Source organism: Blautia obeum ATCC 29174 (assembly GCF_025147765.1).
GTDB lineage: Bacteria > Bacillota > Clostridia > Lachnospirales > Lachnospiraceae > Blautia_A > Blautia_A obeum.
The window spans coordinates 3147323-3165402 of record NZ_CP102265.1 but is presented as its reverse complement, the minus strand read 5'-3'; the positions used below and the strand labels follow the sequence as shown (position 1 = coordinate 3165402).

16 protein-coding genes are annotated in these 18080 nt (G+C 42.3%); 14 read left to right on the top strand and 2 right to left on the bottom strand.

Annotated features, from left to right (window positions below):
• Positions 1–143: 143 nt before the first annotated feature.
• Complete coding sequence (locus tag NQ503_RS15200; RefSeq protein WP_005428458.1) at positions 144–839, bottom strand: GTP pyrophosphokinase; 696 nt, start codon at positions 837–839, stop codon at positions 144–146.
• A 500-nt stretch (positions 840–1339) separates the two neighbouring features.
• Between NQ503_RS15200 and adhE the strand changes: the two genes are divergently transcribed.
• Positions 1340–3949 (top strand): bifunctional acetaldehyde-CoA/alcohol dehydrogenase, encoded by a 2610-nt coding sequence (gene adhE / locus NQ503_RS15195; protein WP_005428448.1) that lies wholly within the window; start codon positions 1340–1342, stop codon positions 3947–3949.
• A 262-nt stretch (positions 3950–4211) separates the two neighbouring features.
• Positions 4212–5513: an AI-2E family transporter gene (locus NQ503_RS15190; protein WP_154648362.1), complete on the top strand. Its 1302-nt coding sequence runs from the start codon at positions 4212–4214 to the stop codon at positions 5511–5513.
• 91 nt (positions 5514–5604) lie between these two features.
• On the opposite strand, the gene typA is transcribed toward NQ503_RS15190, so the two are convergent.
• A complete protein-coding gene (gene typA / locus NQ503_RS15185; RefSeq protein ID WP_005428444.1) occupies positions 5605–7437 on the bottom strand; it encodes a translational GTPase TypA in 1833 nt (610 codons plus the stop codon).
• Between the two features lie 197 nt (positions 7438–7634).
• Between typA and NQ503_RS15180 the strand changes: the two genes are divergently transcribed.
• The 12 genes from NQ503_RS15180 (at position 7635) to NQ503_RS15125 (ending at position 18017) form a co-directional block, all read left to right on the top strand.
• Positions 7635–8261 (top strand): single-stranded DNA-binding protein, encoded by a 627-nt coding sequence (locus tag NQ503_RS15180; protein WP_005428443.1) that lies wholly within the window; start codon positions 7635–7637, stop codon positions 8259–8261.
• Between the two features lie 101 nt (positions 8262–8362).
• The gene (locus tag NQ503_RS15175; RefSeq protein WP_005428442.1) at positions 8363–8875 is read left to right on the top strand and encodes a cob(I)yrinic acid a,c-diamide adenosyltransferase; all 513 of its coding nucleotides are present in this window, start codon (positions 8363–8365) and stop codon (positions 8873–8875) included.
• 34 nt (positions 8876–8909) lie between these two features.
• On the top strand, positions 8910–9803 hold the full coding sequence (gene dapA, locus NQ503_RS15170) for a 4-hydroxy-tetrahydrodipicolinate synthase (protein WP_022388286.1): 894 nt from the start codon (positions 8910–8912) through the stop codon (positions 9801–9803).
• A 30-nt stretch (positions 9804–9833) separates the two neighbouring features.
• The gene (gene dapB / locus NQ503_RS15165; protein WP_022388285.1) at positions 9834–10592 is read left to right on the top strand and encodes a 4-hydroxy-tetrahydrodipicolinate reductase; all 759 of its coding nucleotides are present in this window, start codon (positions 9834–9836) and stop codon (positions 10590–10592) included.
• Between the two features lie 145 nt (positions 10593–10737).
• Positions 10738–11166 carry a hypothetical protein gene (locus tag NQ503_RS15160; RefSeq protein ID WP_005428439.1) on the top strand — a complete coding sequence of 143 codons (429 nt, stop codon included), beginning with the start codon at positions 10738–10740 and terminating at the stop codon, positions 11164–11166.
• Positions 11167–11340: 174 nt separating this feature from the next.
• On the top strand, positions 11341–12123 hold the full coding sequence (gene hisA, locus NQ503_RS15155; RefSeq protein WP_005428437.1) for a phosphoribosylformimino-5-aminoimidazole carboxamide ribotide isomerase: 783 nt from the start codon (positions 11341–11343) through the stop codon (positions 12121–12123).
• A 105-nt stretch (positions 12124–12228) separates the two neighbouring features.
• Positions 12229–12753, top strand: coding sequence for a nitroreductase (locus tag NQ503_RS15150; RefSeq protein ID WP_005428435.1), 525 nt, complete (start codon positions 12229–12231; stop codon positions 12751–12753).
• 141 nt (positions 12754–12894) lie between these two features.
• Positions 12895–14262 carry a radical SAM protein gene (locus tag NQ503_RS15145; RefSeq protein WP_022388282.1) on the top strand — a complete coding sequence of 456 codons (1368 nt, stop codon included), beginning with the start codon at positions 12895–12897 and terminating at the stop codon, positions 14260–14262.
• Between the two features lie 359 nt (positions 14263–14621).
• On the top strand, positions 14622–15398 hold the full coding sequence (gene rfbF / locus NQ503_RS15140) for a glucose-1-phosphate cytidylyltransferase (protein ID WP_005428430.1): 777 nt from the start codon (positions 14622–14624) through the stop codon (positions 15396–15398).
• Positions 15399–15453: 55 nt separating this feature from the next.
• Positions 15454–15633 (top strand): DUF6472 family protein, encoded by a 180-nt coding sequence (locus NQ503_RS15135; RefSeq protein WP_005428427.1) that lies wholly within the window; start codon positions 15454–15456, stop codon positions 15631–15633.
• A gap of 39 nt (positions 15634–15672) precedes the next feature.
• Positions 15673–16497 carry a DNA-3-methyladenine glycosylase family protein gene (locus tag NQ503_RS15130; protein ID WP_044926275.1) on the top strand — a complete coding sequence of 275 codons (825 nt, stop codon included), beginning with the start codon at positions 15673–15675 and terminating at the stop codon, positions 16495–16497.
• Complete coding sequence (locus tag NQ503_RS15125) at positions 16494–18017, top strand: inositol monophosphatase family protein (protein WP_227190150.1); 1524 nt, start codon at positions 16494–16496, stop codon at positions 18015–18017. The genes NQ503_RS15130 and NQ503_RS15125 overlap by 4 nt, the downstream gene beginning before the upstream one ends.
• The last annotated feature ends 63 nt before the right edge of the window (positions 18018–18080 follow it).

Below are 18080 nucleotides of genomic sequence, written 5' to 3'. Positions count from 1 at the left end.
ATGTACAGTACACGAATTTGTAAAATGTATAATAGAAATTTATAAGAGTAAAAACAGATAAAAAAGACGCAGGAGCTGACTTTTTTGGTCATGCCCCTGCGTCTTTTGCAGTGCATATCGAGGAAGCACCGGTGGTGCGCTGGTCAGATCTTGTCAATTTTTTTACGGATATCCAGCATTTTCTGATCGAGCTGTGTGATCACAGAAGCACACTGCTGTAATTCTTCATTGATCACTGCTGCCTGCTTTTGTCCGCGTTTGTAACGCAATTGATGGTCGAGGTTGGCCCAGTAATCCATGGCAGCAGTTCGAAGCTGCAATTCCAGTTTGATCCACTGGTTTTCTTTCTGGAATGGAATTGCAATTTCCAGAATCAGATGAAGGCTTTGATAGCCGGATTTCTTTGGCTGCTGTACATAATCTTTGATTTTCAGGATATGGATATCCTGTTGTTTTTCGATCAGGTCAGCCACTTTGTAAATATCATCTACATAAGCACATACAGCACGAACACCGATCAGGTCATTGATCTTTTCCAGTGCCAGATCAAAATTCAGCTCCAGTCCTTTTTTCTGCATTTTTTTGCAGACACTGTCATAGCTTTTGAGTCTCCAGGTTTTCATCTGAATAAAATTCCGTTTATATTTCATCAGCAGAAATGTGTTGATGATGTCGAGTTTGGTCATCATAAGATTGATGGCACATTGTCCTTTAATGCTAAATTCACTGTCGGTCAGCATGCTCTTAAGAAGTTCTTTCTTTTTCAATTTCTGTCTTTCTTCCTCTAATTGTATCAGTGTAAATGTTTCTGTTGCCCGTAATGCATTTCCCGTTCCCATTAGAATACTCCTCCAGTAATAAATCTGTACGTGATTTGCGTTAAATCAAAGTTAAACAGTCGCGTTGCCAGCGTTAGCTGGAATGCAACCCGTGTGCGGGAATCTTGATTTGGATTTCTGTTTCCCATCATTTAATCTATGAAAAGGGGTGGAGAAATATGACAGGAAAAAATAGAAAATTTTGTTATGAAAATCACAATCTTATGAGCATGAAATCGAGGAAACAGACTTTGAAAACAGGTGTATATCAAATTTTTTGCCTGGGAATTAAGAGGAATGATGAAAATACGGATTGTATAAAATGCTGATTAATGGCGAAAATGTAAGAAACAATTTGTTTGAAATTTTAACAAAATACAGATTGACAAATGATTAACGAACCCGTATAATAAGCGCATATCAATCATTGATAAATAATTAACGTTAATAAATTGACGGAATTGTTTATCGGACTAAAGAATAAGGCTCATATCATAACAGAAAAACAGGAGGATTCACAAATGGCAAAGAAAGAAACCCACATCCCGGCAATCATTGATACTCCGGAAGCACTGGAAGCAAAGATCGCTGCGATGAAAGAAGCACAGAAACTTTTCGCCACTTATACACAGGAGCAGGTAGATAAAATCTTCAAAGCTGCTGCAACTGCAGCTGATAAAGCACGTATCCCGCTTGCAAAAGCTGCTGTTGAAGAAACTGGAATGGGTATCGTTGAAGATAAGGTCATCAAAAATCATTATGCAGCAGAATATATCTACAATGCGTATAAAAACACCAAAACCTGTGGTGTTCTTGAAGAAGATCCGGTTTATGGAATCAAGAAGATTGCGGAGCCGATCGGTCTGATCGCGGCAGTTATTCCAACTACAAACCCGACTTCCACAGCAATCTTTAAAACGCTGATCGCGTTAAAAACCAGAAATGCGATCATCATCAGCCCACATCCTCGTGCAAAAGGAAGTACGATTGAAGCTGCAAGAGTTGTTCTGGAAGCTGCCGTAAAAGCAGGTGCTCCGGAAGGCATCATCGGATGGATCGATGTACCGAGCCTTGAACTTACAAATCTTGTAATGAAAGAAGCTGACATCATTCTTGCAACAGGTGGTCCTGGAATGGTTAAAGCGGCATATTCTTCCGGAAAACCGGCACTTGGAGTTGGCGCCGGAAACACACCGGTTATCATTGATGACACTGCAGATGTTCGTCTGGCAGTAAACTCTATCATTCACTCCAAAACATTTGATAATGGTATGATCTGTGCATCCGAACAGTCCGTAACAGTTCTCGAAGGTGTATATAAAGCAGTTAAAGAAGAATTTCAGTACAGAGGATGCTACTTCCTGAAGAAAGATGAGATTGAAAAAGTAAGAAAAACAATCCTGATCAATGGTGCACTGAATGCCAAGATCGTTGGACAGAAAGCTGCTACGATTGCAGAGATGGCAGGCGTTACAGTTCCGGCAGAAACCAAGATCCTGATCGGTGAAGTAGAATCTGTAGATATCAGTGAAGAGTTTGCACACGAGAAACTTTCTCCGGTACTTGCCATGTACAAGGCAAAAACATTCGACGAAGCGATCGCAAAAGCAGAACAGCTTGTAGCTGACGGTGGATATGGACATACCTCTTCTCTGTATATCAATGTGAATGAGAAAGAAAAAATGGCAAAACATGCAGCAGCAATGAAGACCTGCCGAATCCTGATCAATACTCCATCTTCTCAGGGTGGTATCGGAGATCTTTACAACTTCAAACTCGTACCATCTCTGACACTTGGCTGTGGTTCCTGGGGTGGAAACTCTGTATCTGAAAACGTTGGTGTGAAACATCTGATTAATATCAAGACTGTTGCTGAGAGGAGAGAGAACATGCTCTGGATGAGAACCCCGGAAAAAGTTTACTTCAAAAAAGGCTGCCTGCCGGTTGCTCTGGATGAGCTGAAAAATGTGATGGGCAAGAAACGCTGCTTCATCGTAACAGACTCCTTCCTGTACAAGAATGGATATACAAAGAAAATTGAAGATAAACTGGATGAGATGGGAATTGTTCATACATGCTTCTCTGATGTAGAACCTGATCCGTCTCTGGCTTCTGCAAAAGCAGGTGCAGCAGCAATGCGCGCATTTGAACCAGACTGCATCATCGCAATGGGCGGTGGATCTGCAATGGATGCCGGTAAGATCATGTGGGTTCTTTATGAAAATCCGGATGCAGACTTCGATGACATGGCAATGGATTTCATGGATATCCGTAAGAGAATCTATACATTCCCGAAAATGGGTAAAAAAGCTTACTTTATCGCTGTACCTACATCTTCCGGTACAGGATCTGAGGTAACACCGTTTGCCATCATTACAGACAAAGAAACAGGAATTAAATGGCCACTGGCTGACTATGAACTGATGCCGGATATGGCAATCGTGGATACCGACAACATGATGAGTGCACCAAAAGGACTGACAAGTGCTTCTGGTATCGATGTTATGACACATGCGATCGAAGCATATGTTTCTATGATGGCTTCTGACTACACAGATGGACTTGCTCTCCGTGCGATCAAACTTGTATTTGATTATCTGCCAAGAGCATACAGAGATGGAAATGATGTAGAAGCAAGAGATCATATGGCAAATGCATCCTGCATGGCCGGTATGGCATTTGCAAATGCATTCCTTGGAGTAAACCACTCCCTGGCTCACAAACTGGGTGCTTTCCATCACATCCCGCACGGTATCGCAAATGCTCTGGTTCTGACAGATGTTATGCGTTATAATGCTGATGAAGTTCCGACCAAGATGGGTACTTTCCCGCAGTATCAGTATCCAAAGACACTGGCACGTTATGCAGAGATCGGACGTTTTGTAGGACTGACAGGAAAAGATGACAAAGAAGTATTTGAGAAACTTCTGGATAAACTGGAAGAACTCAAGAAGATTATTGAGATCAAACCTACGATCAAAGATTATGGTGTAGATGAGAAATACTTCCTTGAGACTCTGGATGAGATGAGTGAACAGGCATTTAATGACCAGTGTACCGGTGCAAACCCGAGATATCCACTTATTGCAGAACTGAAAGAAATCTACCTGAAAGCATACTATGGTAAATAATAAATTTTAGATTGGTGTGTTTTCTTCCATAAAAATATTATAAGCAGTGATTGCCCCGGAATTACAGGAATGTAATACCGGGGCAATTGCTTTATTGGTCATACTATTGTAAGAGAAATTTAGATAAAATTCAGAATCTGTGTATTGCAAGCCGGGGGATATGGATGTTACAATAAGCACTAATGACAATGTTAACATAAACAGAGAGCTTATATAGGAGATATATAAGGAAAAGAAGCTGATGCTTCAGGGGGCATGATTATTGAAACAAAATGAAAACACAAAATATGTAAAACTTGGTATTACAGGAGCGGCAGTTCTGGCATTTGGATTTGCCATCATGTATATTCTGAATCAGAGCAAGAATATTGCAGCAGGTATTCAGTTGGTATTTAATATTCTGAAACCTTTCCTGTATGGTGCGTTGATTGCCTATCTGCTGGCACCGATCTGTAACCGGATGGATGAGCGTTTCCTGAAATGGTTTCCCAAGGCAACAGAAAAGCAGAAGAAAGGTTTGAAATTTCTATCTATTGCAATTGCAGTTATTTGTGCAGTCACGATTGTAGTTCTGCTGATTCTGCTGATTCTTCCGCAGGTATGGGACAGCACAGTGAAGATCATTAAGATACTTCCGGCCAGACTTGCCTATTGTAACCGCATGATTGATCAGCTGCTCAAGGATCAGCCGGAATTACAGACATATTTTAATCATTTTTCATCACAGGTGGAGAATGGTCTGAATGATGTTCTGAAAGCAAATTCCAGTATGATGACAACGATTCAGGGAATTGTCAATAATATTACAGTACAGTTGATCGAGGTTTTAAGCGTATTCAAAAATATGTTTCTTGGATTTTTGATCGCAGTATATCTTCTTGCAAGCCGTAAACTGTTTGGAGCACAGGCAAAGCTTCTTCTGTATGGTATCTTTTCGAATAAATGGGCGAAGATCATTGAAGAAGAAGTTCATTATACAGACAAAATGTTTAACGGTTTCTTTGTTGGTAAGATCATCGATTCTGCAATTATCGGTCTGATCTGCTTTGCGGGAACCACTTTATTGGGATTCGAATCCGCTGCATTTATCAGTGTTGTGATTGGTGTGACGAATATCATTCCGTTTTTCGGACCATTTATCGGAGCAATTCCATGTGCATTATTACTGCTTCTGGGAAGTAATCCGTGGGATGCTTTATACTTCCTGATTTTTATCGTGATACTTCAGCAGGTGGACGGAAATATCATCGGACCGAAGATCCTTGGTAATACAACCGGAGTTTCCAGTTTCTGGGTATTATTTTCCATTCTGTTATTTGGAGGTCTGTGGGGACTGGTTGGTATGGTGATCGCAGTACCATTGTTTGGGGTTATCTATGATATTATCCGTAAACTGACAGCAAGAGGACTGAAGAGAAACAGACATGAAGAGATGATGCAGGAATATAATGAAAAATTTCATGAAGAGCCTGAAGAAACAGAGACAACTCAAAAGGATACGTTCAGCAAAAAAATTAATGCAAAAATCAATGAGTACATTGATAAGAATGTAAATAACAAATAGCATATTGAGTATAAAAATAAGTCCCATGAGTTTTGACTCATGGGACTTATTTTGTGTAAAACACCTTAAGGTGTTTATATTAATGTTTTTATCACTGCTTACGAAATGCTGCACGTTTTCTTTCTCTAGGATCCAGAATTCTCTTACGGATACGAAGGCTTTCTGGTGTTACTTCCAGAAGTTCGTCCTGATCGATGAATTCGATTGCCTGCTCGAGGCTGAGAACTCTTGGCGGTGTCAGTTTCAGAGCTTCATCCGCGGAAGAAGAACGTGTATTGGTCAGATGTTTTGTCTTGCAGACATTCAGCTCGATGTCTTCGGCTTTACCATTCTGCCCGATGACCATACCACTGTATACTTTTTCGCCAGGACCAACGAAGAGTGTTCCACGATCCTGCGCTGAGAACAGACCATATGCAACTGCTTCACCGGATTCAAAGGCAATCAGGGATCCCTGTTTACGATACTGGAAATCTCCTTTATATGGTGCATATCCGTCGAAAGTAGTATTCAGGATACCGGTACCCTTGGTGGAAGTCAGAAATTCACCACGGAATCCGATCAGTCCACGAGATGGAATGTGGAATTCCAGACGAACAGATCCGTCACTTGCTGTGCTCATTCCCTGAAGTTCACCTTTACGCTCGCTCAATTTCTGGATAACAGTACCGGAGAATTCTTCCGGAACATCTACGTAAGCGATTTCCATTGGCTCAAGTTTCTTACCACGTTCGTCCGTGTGATACAGAACTTCCGGTTTACTTACTGCGAATTCATAACCTTCACGGCGCATGTTCTCAATCAGTACGGAGAGATGAAGTTCACCACGTCCGGAAACTTTGAAGCACTCTGTAGAGTCAGTATCTTCTACACGAAGGCTGACATCGGTGTTCAGCTCACGGTACAGACGGTCACGAAGATGACGGGAAGTGATGTATTTACCTTCCTGTCCGGCGAGCGGGCTGTCATTTACCATGAAGTTCATGGAAAGAGTTGGCTCGGAAATCTTCTGGAAAGGAATTGCTTCCGGGTTGTCACCGCCGCAGAGGGTATCACCGATATGGATATCTTCGATACCGGAGATCGCTACGATAGATCCGATAGATGCTTCTTTTACTTCGACCTTGTTCAGACCATCAAATTCATAAAGCTTGCTGATCTTAACTTTTTTACGTTTGTCAAGGTCGTGGTGGTTCAGAAGTGTCAGCTCCTGGTTTACTGCAATTTTTCCATTTTCAACTTTGCCGACACCGATACGTCCAACATATTCGTTGTAATCGATGGTACTGATCAGTACCTGTGTGTCTGCGTCCGGATCACCTTCCGGTGCCGGGATATATTTCAGGATGGTTTCAAACAGCGGAGCCATGTTTTCCGGTGTGTCTGCAAGGTCAAGAACCGCATGTCCTGCTTTTGCGGATGCATACAGGAACGGGCAGTCAAGCTGCTCATCGGATGCTTCAAGGTCCATGAGAAGTTCCAGAACTTCATCAATAACTTCTTCCGGACGGGCTTCCGGACGGTCGATCTTGTTGATGCAGACGATGACATGAAGGTCCAGTTCCAGAGCTTTACGGAGAACGAATTTAGTCTGTGGCATAGCACCTTCAAAGGCATCTACCAGAAGAATAACGCCGTCTACCATCTTAAGAACACGTTCTACTTCACCACCGAAGTCTGCATGGCCAGGGGTATCAATGATATTGATCTTTACTCCCTTGTAATGTACAGCAGTGTTTTTGGATAAAATAGTAATTCCACGCTCACGTTCAATGTCGTTGGAGTCCATGACACGTTCCTGAACTTCCTGGTTTTCACGGAATACACCGCTTTGTTTAAGGAGCTGATCCACCAGGGTAGTTTTGCCGTGATCGACATGGGCGATGATGGCAACGTTACGTACGTCTTCGCGTTTTGTCTTCATAAAAATCGAAATCCTTTCTTTTTTCTTCTATATAAATGTGTAAAAACTTTTTTTCGTGATACGATATTCCAGTTTACCACATTTTTCGCAGATTACAAGGAGTTACAGAAATTTTTTTAATTTTTTGGTTCTAAATCTTCAGGGGTATTCATAGCTTAGTATAGACAAAATACCCAAAGAGGAAGGAGAACAACATTATGGCAGACAAAATCATTGAAAACAATCAGGTATCGATCATGGGGAAAATTGATACAGGCTTCACATTCAGTCATCAGGTATTTGGTGAAGGCTTTTATACCATGGAGCTTCTTGTGCGCAGGCTGAGTGATTCTGAGGACAGGATTCCGGTCATGGTTTCAGAAAGGCTTCTGGATATAACGCAGGATTATACGGGGCAGTATATTGAGATCCATGGACAATTCCGGTCTTATAACAGGCATGAAGAAAAACATAACCGTCTGGTTCTTTCTGTTTTTGCGAGGGAAGTAAATTTTGTTGAGGAGCAGGACGAATCACTTCCGGTCAATCAGATCTTCCTGGATGGATTTATCTGTAAGCCGCCGGTCTACCGAAAAACGCCGCTTGGCAGAGAAATTGCAGATATGCTTCTGGCAGTGAACCGTCCTTACAGTAAATCTGATTACATACCATGTATCTGCTGGGGCAGAAATGCCAGATATGCATCAGCGTTTACTGTTGGAGGTCATGTGCTTCTGTGGGGAAGAATTCAGAGCCGTGAATATATGAAGCGGATCGGTGAGAATCAGTCAGAGAGAAGAACAGCATATGAGGTGTCTGTAAGTAAGCTGGAATATATAGATTAGAAGGGGCAAAGTAGTTCGGTATTGCTTTTTTGGCGGAACTGCGGTAAGATAAGACCAATAATGCGATAAGCGAGTCTTAGATAACATTAAGAGGAAGTATTATGGAAAAAGAATTAACAGAGGTATACTGCGGAAACGGCAAAGGCAAGACTGCACTGGCTATCGGACAGAGTCTCCGTGTGGCTACCCAGGGCAAAAGCGTGATCGTGATCCAGTTTCTGAAAGGAAGAGACCAGCGTTCGCTGGATTTCTTGCAGGATGTGGACAACCTGGATTTTAAGATCTTTCGCTTCGAAAAGAGAGAATGCTGCTACGAAGACCTGACAGAAGAAGAAAAGGCAGAGGAGAAATCCAACATTCTGAACGGACTGAATTTTGCCCGTAAAGTTGTTGTTACTCAGGAATGCGATTTTTTGGTTCTTGATGAGATTCTTGGACTTCTTGACTGTGGTATCATAACAGTTGAGGGAATCGCAGATATACTGAAACACAAGGATGAATCTATGCATATTGTCATGACTGGATGGAATTTCCCGGAGGAATTAAGACCGTATGTAGATGTGATCACAACGCTGAACACCGAGGAAGTTCATCCATTGGATGCCAACGAATAATATAAATTACAGAAGAATAAAAGGAGGAGTTAAAATGGCAATTTTTAAAGGTGCGGGCGTCGCAATTGTTACCCCTATGTATGAAGATGGAAAGGTGAATTACGATAAACTGGAAGAACTGCTGGAATTCCAGATCGCCAACAGCACAGATGCCATTATTATCTGTGGAACAACCGGTGAGTCTTCTACAATGACACACGGAGAACATCTTAAAACAATTAAATTTGCAATTGATAAAGTAAATAAACGTGTACCGGTTATCGCAGGAACAGGTTCTAACTGTACAGAGACAGCAATCATGATGTCAAAGGAAGCTGCATCCTACGGAGCAGATGCATTACTGGTTGTAACTCCTTATTATAATAAAGCAACACAAAAGGGACTTATCGCTCACTATACTGCAATCGCAAATGCAGTTCCTGAGACTCCGATCATTATGTATAATGTACCGAGTCGTACAGGATGTAACATCCAGCCGGCAACCGTTGCCACACTGGTTAAAAATGTTAAGAACATCGTAGGCCTGAAAGCCGCAAGCGGAGATCTTTCTCAGATCGCAAAGACAGTATCTCTGGCAGGTGCTGATCTGGAACTGTATTCCGGAAATGATGATCAGGTTCTGCCGATCCTTTCACTTGGCGGACTTGGCGTTATCTCTGTACTTTCTAATGTTGCACCGAAGGAAACACATGATATGGTCATGAAATTCATGGAAGGTGACACTGCAGGTGCTGCCAAGATTCAGATCGATGCGATTCCGCTGATCAATGCTCTGTTCTGTGAAGTCAATCCGATTCCGGTTAAGACAGCACTGAACCTGATGGGTATGAATGTAGGACCTCTTCGTATGCCTCTTTGTGAAATGGAAGAAAGCAATAAAGAAACCCTGAAGAAAGCACTGCAGGATTTCGGAATTAAGCTGGCATAAAACAGGCATAGGATACGGAGGAATACTATTATGGTAAAAATTATCATGCACGGATGCTGCGGACATATGGGACAGGTGATTTCTGATCTTGTTGCAAAAGATGCCAATGCAGAGATCGTAGCAGGAATTGATGTAACAGATAAAGGAAATACTACTTATCCGGTATTTACCAATATTAAAGAATGTCAGACAGAGGCAGATGTCCTGATCGATTTCTCTTCTGCAAAGGCAGCAGATGCATTACTGGATTACTGCACAGAGCGTAACCTTCCGGTTGTTCTCTGCACAACAGGTCTGTCTGAAGAACAGCTTGCAAAAGTTGAAGAGACAGCAAAAAAGATTCCGGTACTGAAATCTGCAAACATGTCACTTGGTATCAACACTCTGATGAAACTGATCCAGGAAGCTGCAAAGGTTCTTGCAACAGCTGGATTTGATATGGAGATTGTAGAGAAACATCATCATCTGAAACTGGATGCTCCGAGCGGTACAGCGCTGGCACTTGCTGACAGCCTGAATGAAGCGATGGATAATCAGTATCACTATGTGTATGACAGAAGCCAAAAACGTGAGATGCGTGATGAAAAAGAAATCGGTATTTCTGCAGTACGTGGCGGTACGATCGTTGGTGAGCATGAAGTGATCTTTGCCGGCGAAGACGAAGTGATTGAATTTAAGCATACCGCTTATTCAAAAGCCATCTTCGGTAAAGGTGCAATTGAAGCGGCTAAATTCCTGGCTGGTAAACCGGCCGGAAAATACGATATGGCTGATGTGATCGAAGGCTGATCGTAGTTTTGTATTAATATTGAAATTCTGGCAGGCATGTATCGAAAGATATGTGCCTGTTTTTTTACATTATTTTGTATAGGAATCTGCCAGATTGTACATATTATCATTACAAGTTTAAATCCATAGTAAAGGAGAAATTAGAATGAAAAAAATACGCACAATTCTGACAGGAATCCTCCTGATCCTGACGTTGAGCATCTTTACTGCCTGCGGAAATAACAATGCACCGGCAGATGAGGCAGGAACAGCTGCAGAAGAAAACACGACCGATACAGGGACGAATGAAAATGCAGATGCTGTGAATGATAAAAAAGACAATGAAAATACGGATAATTCAAATAATAAAGTAACGGACAACGAAGGTGTGGCAGACGATGCTGCAATCGATAACGGTGATACCATGTCCGAGGGAACAGACAATGATAATGTGCCCAATAATACAGAAGATGGAAATGTGGCGCAGGATCTTGGTGATGGTGTCCGTGATATTGGCGATGGAGTTGGCAACGCAGTAGAAGATGTCGGTGATGCGGTCGGAGATGTCATTGATGGAGATGCCGAGACACGATAACGGTTACTGTTCACCCCGTTCACAGCAACCAATGATTTGATTTATTCGTTTAGCACAATAAAGTGCTTGCATCAGATGAAAAATCATATTATCATAGCATCAGATAAACCTGATGATTTATAGTACAGGCTTCGGATTCAGGAAATCCGGGGCCTTTTTGAAAGGAAAATACAGATGAAATTTCGACCATGCATTGACATACATAATGGAAAAGTAAAACAGATCGTAGGCGGAAGCCTCAAAGATGCCGGAGATCAGGCAAGAGAGAATTTTGTGTCCGGTCAGGATGCAGCCTTTTATGCTGAGCTGTATAAAAATGCCGGATTAAAGGGCGGACATGTTATCCTTTTGAACGGAAAAGATTCAGAGTATTACGAGGCGACCAGAAATCAGGCACTTAAGGCGCTGGCAGCTTATCCGGGAGGCTTACAGATCGGCGGTGGTGTCTGTCCGGATAATGCGGAAGATTATCTGAAAGCAGGGGCAAGTCATGTAATTGTTACTTCCTACGTCTTTAAAGACGGACAGCTTTCCTGGGAAAATCTAAAAAAAATAGAAGAAATTGCAGGAAAAGAGCATCTGGTTCTGGACTTAAGCTGCCGTAAAAAAGACGATCAGTATTTTATTGTGACAGATCGTTGGCAGAAATTTACAAATGTACCGGTGACACTCGAAGTAATGGAAGAACTGGGAAATCATTGTGATGAATTCCTTGTGCATGCGGTAGATGTCGAGGGAAAGGCAAATGGAATTGAAACAGAACTGGCGGACCTGCTTTCTGACTATACACAGCGACCGGTGACTTATGCGGGAGGTGTCGGAAGCATGGAAGATCTGAAACTTCTGAAAAAGCATGGAAAAGATCGTTTGGATGTTACCGTTGGCAGCGCATTGGATCTTTTTGGAGGAACGATTCCGTTTGAAACACTAAAAAATCTGGATGATCTGCATATATGACAGGTGGAAATTCTTGACGAAAAAGTTTCCTGATTATATGATGTAGGCAGGAATATGGGTGGTGAGAACACCCACTAAATAAATGATCACAGGGAGGTATTTATCATGAGTGAAGTACTTGACAAAATCAAAAGCAGAAGAAGTATCCGTAAATACAGGAGTGATATGATTCCACAGGATAAGCTGGAGAAGATCATCGAAGCAGGAACTTATGCGGCAACAGGAATGGGAAAACAGTCTCCGATCATCATTGCTGTAACGAACAAAGAACTTCGTGATAAGCTTTCTGCAATGAATGCAAAGATTATGGGCGTTGATAATATGGATCCATTTTATGGAGCACCGGTTGTTCTGATCGTGCTGGCTGATAAGAGCAGACCAACATGTGTCTATGACGGAAGTCTTGTTATGGGAAATCTGATGCTGGAAGCAGAAGAGCAGGGAATCGGAAGCTGCTGGATCCACAGAGCAAAAGAAGAATTTGAAAGTGAAGAAGGAAAAGAAATCCTGAAATCCCTTGGAATCGAAGGTGATTATGAAGGGATCGGACACTGCATTCTGGGTTATGCGGACGGTCCGGCACCGAAGGCTGCACCAAGAAAAGATTCCTATGTATATCATATAGATTAAACGTAGTAATAATATTGCTTAAATAATGGGTTGGTGGGGAAATTTCCCCACTGACCATTTTTTGTCCATTGAAAATAGAAAGTTTATCTGAATATAATGTAGAAAGATAAAAAAATATTGCCAGAGATGGAGGAAATACCAATGAACAAGATTAAACATGCAGCAGCTAAGAAGGTTTTCGCAGGAGTAATGGATTATGCTGTTGATCAGGTGAATAAGAATCCTGAGACAGCTTATGAGAAAATTATCGACACTGCTGAGAAGTATTTAAAAGATTTTGGAAAGGGTGTGAACTGGGATTATCTCAGGAAAGTTGCCTGTAATCCGGAATATACACTGAATCGTTATATAACTTCCATGGTACAGGAACTCCATCCTAATGTTCTGAAGACAACTCTGATGAATCTTGGATTTGAAGCTTTCTATAATGGAACAAAAACAATTCATGAGATGCGAGAAATACATAAATGTAATATCCCGTGGATCATTCTGATGGATCCTACCAGTGCATGTAACCTGCATTGTACAGGATGCTGGGCAGCAGAATACGGAAACAAGCTGAACCTGTCCTTTGACGATATGGATTCAATCGTTACACAGGGTAAAGAACTGGGAGTTTATTTCTATATGATGACAGGTGGAGAGCCGATGGTAAGAAAGAAAGACATCATCGAACTCTGCAGAAAACACAATGACTGTGTATTCTTTGCATATACAAATGGAACACTGGTTGATGAAGCACTCTGCAAACAGATGCAGGAAGTTGGAAACCTGTTTCTTGCCTTAAGCGTTGAGGGTGAGCCGGATGTTAACGATATGCGTCGTGGAGAAGGTGTGTACAATAAGGTTATGCATGCCATGGATCTGCTGAAAGAGCATGGACTTGTATTTGGTACATCAATCTGCTATACAAGTGCCAACTATAAGAGCGTTACCAGTGATGAGTTTATTAAGATGCTTGTTGATAAGGGTTGCCGTTATGCTCTGTACTTCCATTACATGCCGGTTGGAAATGCAGCATCTGTTGATCTGCTGCTGAATCCGGAACAGCGTGTTTATGTGAAGAACCGTGTAAGAGAGATCCGTAACATGGAACATGGCCCTGGAATCTTCACTATGGACTTCCAGAATGATGGGGAATTTGTTGGTGGATGTATCGCCGGAGGAAGAAACTACTTCCACATCAATGCAAATGGTGATGCAGAACCTTGTGTATTTATCCATTATTCCAATGGAAACATTCATGAGAATACAATCCTTGAGATTCTGAAACAGCCGTTATTCATGGCTTACCATAACAACCAGCCGTTTAACGATAACATGCTTCGTCCATGCCCGATGCTTGAGAATCCAGAGATCCTGCAGCGTATCGTAAAAGAAAGTGGTGCACATTCAACAGATCTGCAGTCTCAGGAGACAGCAGAACATCTTTGCAGTAAGTGTGTTCATTATGCCGAGGAGTGGGCTCCGGTTGCAGATAAACTGTGGGCTGAGGAGCATAAAGAGTAAGCTATAAAAATTTAGGATATAAGGGTGGGACCTCTCATCCTGTATCCAGATTCCAGACAATTCAGAAATTCAGAAGTACTAGAAACATATAAATTTATAAAAAACACTCTGTAAAACGTCAAACTCGCTGACGCTCAAACAGTGCCGTTTTACAGAGCAAAATAAATTTCTATGCATCAAGTACTTCTACAAATTTCTTCAGGCGTCTGGAGTCCGGATACAGGAGAGAGGTCCTTTTCTCATATCCGGAAGTCTTTTATATGGGCAGGGAGAAAAAAGGTTAGGGTTTATTTTTGCAGGGGTTTGTATTAGAATAGGGGTATTGGCAGGAATGTAGTTTCAGGAATTGGAGAGTATTTATGAAGGTTGTTATTTTAGCTGGTGGTTTTGGGACAAGGATCAGTGAGGAGAGTCATCTTAAGCCAAAGCCAATGATCGAGATCGGGGAGAAGCCGATCTTATGGCACATCATGAAGATGTATTCTGCGTATGGTTTTAATGAATTTGTAATCTGCTGTGGATATAAGCAGCATGTGATCAAGGAGTGGTTTGCAGATTACTATCTTCATAACAGCAATATCACATTTGATTTTACACAGGAAAATAAAATGATCGTGCACAATAACGTGCTGGAACCATGGAAGGTAACGCTGGTTGATACAGGTCTGAATACTATGACCGGCGGTCGTATCAAACGCGTAAAAGAGTATCTGGATGGAGATACGTTTATGCTCACTTACGGTGACGGAGTTGCAGATGTAAATATCAGAGAACTTCTGGAATATCACCGCTCCCATGGTAAAATGGCGACGATTACAGCAGCACAGCCGGGAGGACGATTTGGTATCCTGGATATTCAGAATGATGGAACGATCACGAATTTTAAAGAGAAGAAAAAAGAAGACGGAGGCTGGATCAATGCCGGATTTATGGTGCTGGAGCCGTCCATTATTGAGCTGATCGAAGGAGACCAGACTGTATTTGAAAAAGAACCGCTCGTGGAGGCAGCCCGCATGGGACAGCTGAATGCATATCGCCACAAAGGATTCTGGCAGTGTATGGATACTCTGCGTGAAAAGAATCTTCTGGAGACATTGTGGCAGAGTGGACAGGCTCCATGGAAGATTTGGGAATAAACAGAATCGGTCAGAAAACAATCTGGTGTAAAATAAATCTGTTGGAGGAATTGTTTTGAGTGCAACAAGCTGTGATTACTGTGCAAATTATGTATATGATGAAGAAAGTGAAAGCTATTACTGCGATGTGAATCTGGATGAGGATGAATACTACCGCTTTATCAGTACAGAATATAAAGAATGTCCGTATTATCGTAATGGGGATGAGTACAGGGTAGTGAGACACCAGATGTAAAAATTACGAAAGTCAGTAATTAAGGGATCGGAGAAAAACATGATTACAGTAGAGCTGGATAATTTCAGCCTGAGAGAAATCTGCCGGTCGGGACAGTGCTTCCGTATGCACGAGACGGCAGAAAATAACACATATGAACTGGTTGCCGGGGATAAATATCTGAAAATATCTCAGGCAGGAAGCATTGTAAATTTTTATTGCAGTGATGTAGAATTTATCTGTTATTGGGTACCGTATTTTGATATTGATTCGGACTATGGACGCTATATTGAAAAGGTGAATCCGAGGGACACGTATCTGAGTGCGGCAGTACAGTGCGGAAATGGGATCCGTATTCTGCGACAGGATCTTTGGGAAATGATCATTACTTTTTTGATCTCGCAGCAGAATAATATTTCCAGAATCCGGAGCTGTATCGAGAGGCTTTGTGTCAGATATGGTGAGAAACTGAAAGCAGGAGATATCGAATATTATTCCTTTCCGACACCGCAGCAGTTGTCCGGGGCGACAGAAGAAGAACTGCGGAGGCTTGGAATGGGATACCGTGCCAGATATATCGTGGAGACAACGCGAAGCATTCTGGAGGGAGAAGTTTCACTGGAAAAACTGTATCAGATGAAGTATTACCGCAGAGCACGAAAAGAACTGATGAAGCTCAGTGGAGTAGGCGAAAAAGTAGCAGACTGCATTTGTCTGTTTGCATTGCATCACATGGATGCATTCCCGATCGATACGCATATCCGGCAGGTTCTTAACGAACATTATCGCAGAGGTTTTCCGAACAGGAGATATCATGGCATGAGAGGCATTATGCAGCAATATATTTTTTATTATGAACTGATCGGAGAGAGAGGGAAGATATGAAGTATTTTGTAAATGTGCTGGTGGATGTTCTTGGAGCAGTCTATCAGGCAGCAGGCGCATCGCTGCTTATCGCGGTTCTGATCATGTGTGTCTATATGCTGGGAAGGAAGCAGGGGGTTGGACCGGTAGCCAGAGCGTGGATCTGGCAGTTTAAAGAAAGCAGCTGGTTTCGCAGACACTTTTTCCTTGTGTTTTATACCTGTATGCTGCTTTTTCGTACGTTATTCTGTCGGAGCGTCTGGGGAAATCCGCTGGAAAACGTGATCGGAATCTGGGGACTGCATTATAACGGACAGCTGTATACGGAGAATTTTGAGAATCTGATACTGTTTATGCCGTTTATTATTTTTCTTTTCTGGGCGAGAGAAGAAAAAGATCACACAAAGGATAAAAGAATTAAGGAAGTATTGTTGAACAGTTTTGAGATCAGTTTCTGCTTTTCACTTGGAATTGAAACCTGCCAGCTTTTTTTGAAAATTGGAACGTTTCAGCTGACAGATCTTTTCTTTAATACGCTTGGCGGAATGCTCGGTGGAGTGATCTACTGGGGATTTGAGAGAACCAGAAAAAGAATTGTTTTCGGCGTGAAGAGAATAGGCGGCTGGGATGTTATCCCGTGGAAAAATGTCGCACAGAAGGAAGCAGATGTGGAAAACACTGCGGAAACTGTTACAGTCGTAGAGGGAAGCCTTCCGGAAGAGGCGATTGCGCCGGAATGTTCGGAACCAAGATATGCTGCAATCGAGAAACTGGTAAGAGAAGCCGGACAGAAAATGTTGAAGGCGAGACCGGGTGAGGAAAATATCCACAAAAAAGAGGGACTTGCAAATTTCTGCACGGATTATGATACAGCGATCCAGAGATTTCTGATCAAAGGTCTGGGTGAGATTCTTCCGGGAGCTGCTTTCTTCGGGGAAGAAGACACGGAAGGAAACGCCGGTGCTGATGCAGAGGGTGAATTTACTTTCTACATAGATCCGATCGATGGAACTACGAACTTTATGTTTGATTATCATCACAGTTGTATATCGGTTGGTCTGGCGCATGGCGAGCAGATGATTGCCGGATTTGTATATCATCCATATGTGGACGATATGTATGTGGCAGTGAGAGGACACGGAAGTTATCTGAATGGAAAAAGACTTCAGATGGCTGACAAACCGGTGGAAGAGGGAATCGTGGAATTTGGCTGTGCGAGATACAATGAAGCAGGAATCGACTGGCTGTTCCGCGTGGTAAAAGAAATGTTCCAGAACAGTCTTTCTATTCGCTGCGGTGGTTCTGCGGCACTGGGACTCTGCAGAGGAGCATCCGGAAGTAACACCGTTTATCTGGAACTGAAACTGCAGCCGTATGATTATGCGGCAGCATCGGTGATCCTGGAGGAAGCCGGAGGTAAGATTACACAGATCGATGGCAGCCCGATTACCTTACATGAGGGATGCTCGATCATCGGAGGAACACCTGCAGCATGGCAGGAGAGCAAAGAGGCCTTCGAAAAATTAAAAGAAGAGATGTAGATCAGAACCGACAAGATTCTAAAAATCAGTAAAAAAGCATTGTGTGGTTGAAAAACTGCATAG

What these genes read in the sequence shown, in the direction of transcription:
- NQ503_RS15200 (WP_005428458.1), bottom strand. Translation starts at nt 839, where the DNA reads ATGGGAACGGGAAATGCATTACGGGCAACAGAAACATTTACACTGATA.
- adhE (WP_005428448.1), top strand. Translation starts at nt 1,340, where the DNA reads ATGGCAAAGAAAGAAACCCACATCCCGGCAATCATTGATACTCCGGAA.
- typA (WP_005428444.1), bottom strand. Translation starts at nt 7,437, where the DNA reads ATGAAGACAAAACGCGAAGACGTACGTAACGTTGCCATCATCGCCCAT.
- NQ503_RS15180 (WP_005428443.1), top strand. Translation starts at nt 7,635, where the DNA reads ATGGCAGACAAAATCATTGAAAACAATCAGGTATCGATCATGGGGAAA.
- NQ503_RS15175 (WP_005428442.1), top strand. Translation starts at nt 8,363, where the DNA reads ATGGAAAAAGAATTAACAGAGGTATACTGCGGAAACGGCAAAGGCAAG.
- dapA (WP_022388286.1), top strand. Translation starts at nt 8,910, where the DNA reads ATGGCAATTTTTAAAGGTGCGGGCGTCGCAATTGTTACCCCTATGTAT.
- dapB (WP_022388285.1), top strand. Translation starts at nt 9,834, where the DNA reads ATGGTAAAAATTATCATGCACGGATGCTGCGGACATATGGGACAGGTG.
- NQ503_RS15160 (WP_005428439.1), top strand. Translation starts at nt 10,738, where the DNA reads ATGAAAAAAATACGCACAATTCTGACAGGAATCCTCCTGATCCTGACG.
- hisA (WP_005428437.1), top strand. Translation starts at nt 11,341, where the DNA reads ATGAAATTTCGACCATGCATTGACATACATAATGGAAAAGTAAAACAG.
- NQ503_RS15150 (WP_005428435.1), top strand. Translation starts at nt 12,229, where the DNA reads ATGAGTGAAGTACTTGACAAAATCAAAAGCAGAAGAAGTATCCGTAAA.
- NQ503_RS15145 (WP_022388282.1), top strand. Translation starts at nt 12,895, where the DNA reads ATGAACAAGATTAAACATGCAGCAGCTAAGAAGGTTTTCGCAGGAGTA.
- rfbF (WP_005428430.1), top strand. Translation starts at nt 14,622, where the DNA reads ATGAAGGTTGTTATTTTAGCTGGTGGTTTTGGGACAAGGATCAGTGAG.
- NQ503_RS15130 (WP_044926275.1), top strand. Translation starts at nt 15,673, where the DNA reads ATGATTACAGTAGAGCTGGATAATTTCAGCCTGAGAGAAATCTGCCGG.
- NQ503_RS15125 (WP_227190150.1), top strand. Translation starts at nt 16,494, where the DNA reads ATGAAGTATTTTGTAAATGTGCTGGTGGATGTTCTTGGAGCAGTCTAT.